The 7,630-nt window shown below is 73.4% G+C and carries 8 protein-coding genes; 6 read left to right on the forward strand and 2 right to left on the reverse strand.

Annotated elements, in window-relative coordinates:
- Window positions 1-26: 26 nt before the first annotated feature.
- On the reverse strand, window positions 27-911 hold the full coding sequence (locus ABT299_RS33665; RefSeq protein ID WP_500253202.1) for an SRPBCC family protein: 885 nt from the start codon (window positions 909-911) through the stop codon (window positions 27-29).
- A gap of 389 nt (window positions 912-1,300) precedes the next feature.
- On the opposite strand from ABT299_RS33665, the gene ABT299_RS33670 reads away from it, so the two are divergent.
- The 4 genes from ABT299_RS33670 to ABT299_RS33685 all read left to right on the forward strand — a co-directional run bounded on the left by ABT299_RS33670 (window position 1,301) and on the right by ABT299_RS33685 (window position 4,130).
- Window positions 1,301-1,669, forward strand: a complete 369-nt coding sequence (locus ABT299_RS33670; protein WP_190851451.1) for an SH3 domain-containing protein — start codon at window positions 1,301-1,303, stop codon at window positions 1,667-1,669.
- A 148-nt stretch (window positions 1,670-1,817) separates the two neighbouring features.
- Complete coding sequence (locus ABT299_RS33675) at window positions 1,818-2,099, forward strand: hypothetical protein (RefSeq protein ID WP_500253203.1); 282 nt, start codon at window positions 1,818-1,820, stop codon at window positions 2,097-2,099.
- 154 nt (window positions 2,100-2,253) lie between these two features.
- A complete protein-coding gene (locus ABT299_RS33680) occupies window positions 2,254-3,318 on the forward strand; it encodes a Dyp-type peroxidase (protein WP_500253204.1) in 1,065 nt (354 codons plus the stop codon).
- Complete coding sequence (locus tag ABT299_RS33685; protein WP_190851445.1) at window positions 3,315-4,130, forward strand: family 1 encapsulin nanocompartment shell protein; 816 nt, start codon at window positions 3,315-3,317, stop codon at window positions 4,128-4,130. The genes ABT299_RS33680 and ABT299_RS33685 overlap by 4 nt, the downstream gene beginning before the upstream one ends.
- Window positions 4,131-4,184: 54 nt before the next feature.
- Here ABT299_RS33685 and ABT299_RS33690 read toward each other — a convergent pair whose 3' ends face one another.
- Window positions 4,185-5,012, reverse strand: coding sequence for a 4Fe-4S domain-containing protein (locus ABT299_RS33690; protein WP_500253205.1), 828 nt, complete (start codon window positions 5,010-5,012; stop codon window positions 4,185-4,187).
- 201 nt (window positions 5,013-5,213) lie between these two features.
- On the opposite strand from ABT299_RS33690, the gene ABT299_RS33695 reads away from it, so the two are divergent.
- Window positions 5,214-6,800: a phosphodiester glycosidase family protein gene (locus ABT299_RS33695; RefSeq protein ID WP_500253206.1), complete on the forward strand. Its 1,587-nt coding sequence runs from the start codon at window positions 5,214-5,216 to the stop codon at window positions 6,798-6,800.
- Window positions 6,801-6,967: 167 nt separating this feature from the next.
- Window positions 6,968-7,540, forward strand: coding sequence for a dihydrofolate reductase family protein (locus ABT299_RS33700; protein ID WP_500253207.1), 573 nt, complete (start codon window positions 6,968-6,970; stop codon window positions 7,538-7,540).
- The last annotated feature ends 90 nt before the right edge of the window (window positions 7,541-7,630 follow it).

Genomic DNA, 7,630 nt, shown 5'->3' on the forward strand with positions numbered 1-7,630 from the left:
CAAGCCGGGGATCGGGACGGGGCGGGTCAGTCGTCGCCCGCCTGCTTCTCTTCCTTCAGCGCGTCCTCATGGGTCTTGACGACCTCGCCGTCGCGGATCTCGCCCCGCCAGCCCTCGACGTCGTCCCGCTGGAGCATCGTCCGCGTCATCATGTGGCGCTCGATGTGCTTGAAGTCCAGGCGGAGCCGGCGGCCCTGGGCGCGCCACAGGTTCGCGGTCTTCTCCAGGAACCCGTCGGGGTGGTACTCGGCGACCAGCAGGATCCGGGTGAGGTCGGGCGACAGCTCGTGGAACGTGACCGCGCCGTCGACGTAGCCCTTCGGTCCCTCGGACTTCCAGAGGATCCGCTCGTCGGGCACCTGCTCGACGATGGTGGACTCCCAGTCGCGGTGGGACAGGAAGATCTTGGCGCGCCAGTTGAGCTTCTCGTCGGACTCCTGCTCGACCTTCTCGACCTTGCTGGTCATGCTGGGGAACTCGGCGAACTGCGTCCACTGGTCGTAGGCGACCCGCCGCGGCAGCCCCACGTCGAACTTCTCGACGATGTTGATGACCTTGGCCTCGTCCTCGCCGCCGCCCTTGCCGTCGCCGCCTCCGACGGCGTTCTTGGCGGTCTCCTTGGCGCCGGTCATGCCCGCCTTGAGCCCGGCCTTGAGCGGCGACTCCCCTTCCTGCAGGCTCTCGACGCCGCTGGCCGCCATCTTCGCGCCGGCACCCCCGCCGGAGTCGGCGAGCCGCTCGGCCATGTCCTTCACCGGACCGGTCGCGCTCTTCAGCGCCTTCACCATCAGCGCCTGGAGGAGTTCCTGCCCGGCCTCCTTGAGCTTGTCGATGGGAAGTCCGTCCGTCGCGCCGTTGCCGGACTCGCGCTTCTCGGTGGTGTCAGTGTCGGAAGAGCTGGTTCGAGCCATCGTCACCACTCCGTCCTCGTCGTGATGCCGGTCATTGTCAGAGATGCCGGATTCACCGGCGATGAGGGATGCGCATAGCTATGTTCGCCACGTCGCCTCTACCCCTTTTATGCAACATAGCCCGTAGCGCGCGAGCCAACGTCCAGAGATGCACTGACCTGCGGAAACAACGATCTACACGCGCCCCGGCACGGCACCGTTCCGCGTCGCCACAGGGGGCGCCGGCCGTTCGCCGCACGAAGTCGGCCGTTCGCCGCAGCGGGCCGTCCGGCGGCGTGTCGGCGCGTATTGAAACGGTTAAAAAGCCGGGGGTGAAATCGCCCCGAGCCCGCGGCCGCCCCAGCGGTCGCGGCGGCGATTCGACATCGCATAGGAGAACCTCCTTGAAAATGCATTACAAAGCGGCGATAGCCGTCATGGCGGGCGTCATGGGCACCGGCGTCGCGACCGCGCCGGCCGCCCTGGCGGACGCGGGCCGGACGGGTCCGGACCGGGTCTCGGCCACGGCCCACGTCGCCAACGCCTACCCCAAGGGCCGGGTCATCTCCCGCCACCGGCTCGCGATCCGGAGCCGGCCCACCACCCGTTCCCGGCGCCTGGGCTCGCTGCGCCCGGGGCAGATCGTCGACATCAAGTGCTGGGCGCTCGGCCAGTCCGTCAGGGGCGACCGCACCTGGTACCGGCTCGGCATCAGCACCCCGGAATGGGTCGCCGGGCGCTACATCAGGATCATCAAGGGCCGGGTGCACCACTGCTAGGCCCTCTCCGCCGCGTGCGGCGGGCCGGGCGGCCGGCCCGCCGCACGCGGCATCGCGCCGCGCCGAGCCGCGCGGACGGCACGCGAAGTTTCCCGAGCCATGAATGCCCCCTGATAAGGCTTCGGCGCGGCGTGGGCATCAATCACCGGTGAGCACACCGATGTACACGACGGACCGCATCCCGGACGACCAGGAAGGCGTCACCACACTGGGGGTCAGGGCGGGCCAGCCCGCGTCGAGCCCCGAGTCCGCATTCACCAACCTCGAACGCGCCAGCGCCGACCTCCGCCCCGACGCGGTCATGGGGGTGTGCCTTCTCGCCGTCCCGAACGTGGTGGGCCGCACCGACTTCACCACGACCGACGTCATGCGCATCAACACCGAGACCCAGTACATCGCGTACGGAACGTGCGTCCGGTTCGAGACCTGATGAGCGGATCGGCACCGTGAAACGCCCGCGCCGTCCGCGCCGGCCGTGCCAAGGTTCGCCGTCACCACGGGCAAGACTGCGTCCGTCCTGCTCAGGCCCGGTTTCACCGGCGCGGCGCCCGGGGTAGATCGGCGCTGACGACCGGGGGGACGCGATGCCGCAGCAGGGACAGCCGCAGGACGTGCTGGCGCCGCCCGCGACGGCGGCGATCTTCCTGGTGGTGACCGTCCGGCCGGGCGGCGAGGACGCGGTGCGCGGGCTGCTGCCCGACATCGCGGGGCTGACGCGCGCCGTGGGCTTCCGGGCCCCGGAGGACGGCCTGAGCTGCGTGACCGGCATCGGCGCGCACCTGTGGGACCGGCTCTACGGCCCGCCCCGCCCGATCGGCCTGCACCCGTTCCGGGTGCTGGCCGGCGCCGTCCACACGGCGGTGTCGACGCCCGGCGACCTGCTGTTCCACCTGCGGGCCCGCCGCGCGGACCTGTGCTTCGAGCTGGCGCGGCGGCTCATGTCCCGGCTCGCCGGGCACGCCGACGTCGCCGACGAGGTGCACGGCTTCCGGTACTTCGACGAGCGGGACCTGCTCGGCTTCGTCGACGGCACGGAGAGCCCGTCGGGCCCGGACGCCGTCGCCGCCGTGACCGCCGGCGACGAGGACCCGGCCTTCGCCGGCGGGAGCTACGTCGTCGTGCAGAAGTACGTCCACGACATGCGGGGCTGGAACTCCCTGCCGGTCGAGGCGCAGGAACGGGCGATGGGCCGCGAGAAGCTCAGCGACATCGAGCTGCCGGACGAGGTGAAGCCGTCGAACTCGCACGTCGCGCTGAACACGATCGAGGACGCCGACGGGACGCAGCACCAGATCGTGCGCGACAACATGCCGTTCGGCTCGATCGGCGCCGACGAGTTCGGCACCTACTTCATCGGCTACGTCGGCGACGTCGCCGTCATCGAGAAGATGCTGGAGAACATGTTCATCGGCGACCCGCCGGGCAACCACGACCGCATCCTGGACTTCTCGACGGCGGTCACCGGCGGCCTCTTCTACGTGCCCACGGCCGACTTCCTGGACGACCCGTCGCCCCGCCTCGCCCTCGCGTCCGCCGAGGCCGCGGCCGGCCCGCCGCCACCGCCGCACGCGGACGGCCCGGCGGGAGGCGGCCCGGCCGGAGACGGCTCGCTCGGCATCGGCGGCCTCAGGAGGAACGGCACCGCATGAACAATCTGCACCGCGAACTCGCCCCGGTCTCGGAGGCGGCCTGGACCGATCTCGAGGCCGAGGTGCGCCGGACCTTCACCCGGCACGTCGCGGGCCGCCGCGTGGTGGACGTGGTCGGTCCGGCGGGCCCGGCGCTGTCGGCCGTCGGCACCGGGCACGTCGACCCGCTCGGCTCGCCCGCCGACGGGGTGCTGGTGCACCGGCGGCGGGCCCAGCCGATCATCGAGCTGCGGGTCCCCTTCGAGGTCGCCCGGCAGGACGTGGACGACGTCGAGCGCGGCGCGCGCGACCCGGACTGGCAGCCGGCGAAGGACGCCGCGAAGCGGATCGCGTTCGCCGAGGACCGCGCCGTCTTCCACGGCTCGGGCCCGGCCGGGATCACCGGGATCGTGCCCGGCGCCTCCAACAGCGCGCTGCCGCTGCCGGCCGACGCGCGGCTCGTCCCCGACACCGTCGCCAAGGCGCTGAGCGCGCTGCGGCTCGCCGGCGTCGGCGGCCCGTACAGCCTGCTGCTGTCGGCGGAGGCGTACACCGCGGTCGCGGAGACCACCGACCACGGGTACCCGGTCCACCACCACCTCGCGCGGCTGCTGCCCGACGGCGAGATCATCTGGGCGCCCGCGCTGGACGGGGCCCTGCTCGTGTCGACCCGCGGCGGCGACTACGAGCTGCATCTCGGCCAGGACCTCTCGATCGGCTACCTCTCGCACGACGCCGAGCACGTCCGGCTCTACCTGCAGGAGACGCTGACCTTCCTGTCCGTCACGGCCGAGTCGAGCGTCCCGCTCAGCGCGGAGGGGCGGCACGCCTAGGGCGGCGGCCCGACACTCGTGCCCTCGGTCTCGCGCCGAGCGGGGACGCCTGGGCTACGTGCCCGCGAGGTCGCGGCGCAGCCGTGCGACGAGGGCCTGGAGGCGTCGGCGCATATCGTCCGGTTCCAGCGTCGGGCTGATGGTGCCGTGGGTGGGGACGACCCGCGTGAACGCGTGGCGGCCGAGCCGTTCGAGCGAGTCGACCTGGACGGGCCATGAGTACCAGCACATGTACGGCTCCGCGCCGAGGTCGTGGCGGTAGGGGTCCCATCCGAGGGAGTCGCCGGTGAAGAGGGTGCCGTCCTGCGTCAGGTACATGACGTGGCCTTCGGTGTGCCCCGGCGTGGGGATCGCCAGCACGCCGGGCACGACCTCCCGGGGGTCGGCGCCCGTCAGGATCCGGTCGGCGAACGGAGCGGCGTCGGCGTCGGCGGCATGGACGGCGACCTGCGCGCCGAACGCCTCGGCGTAGCGGTCGGCGTCGCCGACGTCGTCGCGGTGGGTCAGCAGGATCGCCGTGAGCCCGCCGAGCGATCCGATCCACGCTTCCAGCGCCGAGGTGAAGCGCGGCGAATCGATGAGCACGTTTCCGGCGGCGCCTCGCACGACGAAGGCGTTGCCGCCCGCGGCCTTGGGCGAGTTCGAGCCGGTCCGCCAGACGCCGGGGGCGATCTCCAGGGGATGATGCCGCGGCCACCTCGCACCGGACGCGGTGCCGATGGACCGTGAAGGGCACACCTCGGCCGCGAGCTGCGCCAGGCGGACCTCGTCCTCCGTGGCCGGCTGCCGCGTCATGACGAAGCGCCGGCCGTCGCTCGCCAAGGTGAACAGCGCGGGAGCGATCGAGACCGCGCCGCCGCAGCCGATACAGCGATCGTCCACGTACCAGTCTCCGGCCGCGCTTTCCGGATGACGCCTGTCGCCGCGAGCCATGCCACCAACCTAGGCCCCTCCCCAGCGGCGGGCCACCCGGCCGCCGGCGACGGCCGCGCACGGGCGCCCGCGCGCGCCGCCTCGCCGGGGTCGCGGAAACGATCATCTGGCGGCCACTCGCGCGTCACCGGCCGCGACGATCATGACCGCATGAGACGTCCCCTTCTCGCCGCGGCGCTGTCCGCCGCCGCCGTGGCCGCCCTCGCCGCCCCAGCCACAGCCTCCGCCCCCACCGCCTCCGCGCACGCGCCCCTTCCCCTCGGTCCCTCCGGCCTGCACGAGCAGCGCGAGACGGAGCGGCTCGCGCCGGGGGTCACGCTCACCTCGATCGTGCGCGGCGAGACGTCGGACGCCGATTTCTGGACGCTGCACGTCCGGCTGTCCGTGCCGGGCAACGCGTCCGCCGTGATCGCGCCCGAGGCGACCGCCGAGGACGCCGCGCGCCGCCTGGAGGCGGCCGGGCTGCACCCGCGGGTCGAGGCCGTGGACGGCCCGCGCTTCGCCGACGTGCCGGCCGGACGCGTCGGCTACGTCGTCCGGGTCGGCCGGTACGCGACGGAGGCCGACGCGAAGAAGGACCTCCCGGCCCTCACCGCCGCCGGGTTCTCGGCCGGCACGTCCTACACGGCCGAGGACGGGACGGCCGCGACCGGCCCCTGGCGCCTGCACGTCATCACCGTCGACCCCCGCCGGTTCGGGGGCCGCGTGGTCTCCTCCGTCGGCGGCACGCTCACCGCCACCGACAAGGTGTCGGACCTGGTGCGGGACAGCGGCGCCGTCGCCGGTGTCAACGGCACCTACTTCACCTCCGCCGGCAAGGGCGGCTCCGCCGGGTTGCACGTGCTGAACGGCGAGCTGACCAGCGAGGCGAACAACGGCCGCACCGCGATGATCCTGCCGCAGAGCGGCCGCGGCGTGCGGTTCGCGCAGCTCGGCACCGAGCTGCGCGTCCGCGCCCAGGACCGCGCGGCCCGCGAGCTCGACGGCGTCGACCGGCTGCCCGGGCTCGTGGACAACTGCGGCGGCGTCGGCGGCGACCAGCCGACCGAGCGCCCGCAGCACGACGTGACCTGCACCGACCCCGACGAACTCGTGGCCTTCACGCCGGTGTACGGGGCGTCGAGCCCGGCCGGGGCCGGCGCGGAGGCCGTCCTCGACGCGTCCGGCCGCGTCACGGAGTTGCGCGAGTCGCGGGGCACCGCGATCCCGGCGGGCGGGCGCACCGTCCAGGCGATCGGGACGGCCGCTGACTGGCTGCGCGCCCACGCCCGCCCCGGCACGCGGCTCGCGATCTCGGAGCGGGTGCTCGACCACGGCCGCCCCGTCCGCCTCGACCCCCGGACGTCGATCCTCGGCGCCGGCCCGCAGCTCGTGCGGGACGGCCGGGTCTGGGTCGACGCCTACGCCGACGGGCTCGTCCACACCGGCGGCGACCAGTCGTTCTACTACAACTGGGTGCTGCGCCGTAACCCGCGCACCATGGTCGGCGTCGACCGGAGCGGGCGGCTGCTGATGGTCGCGGCGGACGGCCGCGAGCCCGGCTACAGCGAGGGCCTGTCCGTCGAGGAGGCCGCGAAGGTCATGCGGTCGCTCGGCGCGGTCCAGGCCATGAACTTCGACGGCGGCGGCTCCACCACCATGGCGACGGCGGGCGGCGCCCTCGTCAACCGCCCGTCCGACGCCGCGGGCGAGCGCAGCGTGGGCGACGGGATCCTGCTCCTCCCCGGCCGCGGCTGACCGCCGGCCCCGCCCGGATCGCCGCGCGTGCGGCGACCCGGGCGGCGGGCAGCAAGCCGGTTCGCGAGCAGCAGGTCGAGCCGCGAGAAAAAGTCGGGCCGCGAGCGATGAGTCCGGGCGGCGCGGCCGGTAAGTACCGGCGAGCACCGACCGAGAGGAACACCATCGTGAGCGTCATCGTCATCGAGTTCGTCACCCTCGACGGCATCGTGTCCGACCCGGACGGATCCGGCGGCACGCCGCACGGCGGCTGGGCGTTCCGGCACGGCCCCGGGACGGTCGCCGGTGACAAGTTCCGGCTCGGCGCCGTCCTCGACGACGGGGTCATGCTCCTGGGGCGCCGGACCTGGGAGCTGTTCTCGCGGCTGTGGCCGGGCCGCGACGACCCGTTCTCCGCGCGGATGAACGCGGTCCCGAAGCTGGTGGCCTCCCGCACGCTCGCCGACGCCTCCGCGTGGCAGAACTCGCGGGTCCTCCAGGGCGGCCTCGCGGAGGCCGTCCGCGGCGAGCGCCGCGACGTGGTCGTCACCGGCAGCCTCAGCGTCGTGCGGGCGCTGATGGCCGAGGACCTCGTCGACGAGTACCGGCTGCTGACCTTCCCGACCGTCCTCGGCACCGGCGAGCGGCTGTTCCCGGCCGGCGGGCCGCCCGCGTACCTGGAATGCCTGTCGGCCGAGCGGACCGGCGCCGCCGTCCTCTCGCGCTTCGGGCGGGAGACCGACCCGGTGCCGGCGCCCTAGGCCGTGTCTCGAAGTCGGGTGTGTGACGGTGTGTCGTGATCTCTAAGTAGAGAGGTCTCCGGTAGATGGGTTCATCGACGAAGAAGAACC

The sequence above is a fragment of the Spirillospora sp. NPDC000708 genome (assembly GCF_040299565.1).
Classification (GTDB): Bacteria; Actinomycetota; Actinomycetes; order Streptosporangiales; family Streptosporangiaceae; genus Spirillospora.

Coding starts and splice junctions, on each gene's coding strand:
- ABT299_RS33695 (WP_500253206.1), top strand. CDS start 5,214: ATGAGACGTCCCCTTCTCGCCGCGGCGCTGTCCGCCGCCGCCGTGGCC.
- ABT299_RS33680 (WP_500253204.1), top strand. CDS start 2,254: ATGCCGCAGCAGGGACAGCCGCAGGACGTGCTGGCGCCGCCCGCGACG.
- ABT299_RS33665 (WP_500253202.1), bottom strand. CDS start 911: ATGGCTCGAACCAGCTCTTCCGACACTGACACCACCGAGAAGCGCGAG.
- ABT299_RS33685 (WP_190851445.1), top strand. CDS start 3,315: ATGAACAATCTGCACCGCGAACTCGCCCCGGTCTCGGAGGCGGCCTGG.
- ABT299_RS33670 (WP_190851451.1), top strand. CDS start 1,301: ATGCATTACAAAGCGGCGATAGCCGTCATGGCGGGCGTCATGGGCACC.